At 47.6% G+C, this 563-nt stretch carries 1 protein-coding gene; it reads right to left on the bottom strand.

What is annotated here, in order from left to right; all coding sequences use genetic code 11:
• The coding region (locus R7Q11_RS28365) for a diguanylate cyclase domain-containing protein (protein WP_225467253.1) at window positions 1-563 on the bottom strand (563 nt) is incomplete at both ends.

Raw genomic sequence — 563 nt, 5'->3', positions numbered from 1 at the left:
GATTTCACCTGATTTCGCGTTCACGATTGGTTGAAAATAAGGAATGATGTTGTCTTGTCGAATCGCTACTTCTAAGTCGCGATGGATGATCATCGACGTCTCTGCCTGCTCAGATAATTCACCATCAGCGACCAACACTTCATGCATGTGACGACCGCTCATTGACTGCGCTGAGTAACGAGCAACAAGCAATAGGTGCTCAAGGGATTGGTGGGTGATTTTAGGGTCAACCATCACGGCTTTGCTGTCGAGCGACAACATAATCCCAGAGAGTTCGAGTTTGTAAGAGAGCTGATTTAACAGTCGGTTTGCCGCTTCCAATGCGTCGCTGTGACCGCTTGCGTTGGGAAGAATGACGATGAACTCATGCTCACTAATCCGACCAATTTGGTGAGTGCCCAAATGGTCGCGCAACAAAGTCGAGATGTACTTGATCGCCTCATCAAAGATCAGGTGTCCGTACACTTCAGCGATTTGCTTGAGGCTCTTACTAGTGATGTAGATGAACGAGAAGTGATTCGGCTGGTGTTTCACCAACTCTTCAAGTGCACCTAAGATCACTG

It is taken from the genome of Vibrio sp. 970 (assembly GCF_033339075.1).
The sequence above is the reverse complement of the archived record's forward strand: the minus strand, read 5'-3'. Positions and strand labels throughout refer to the sequence as shown.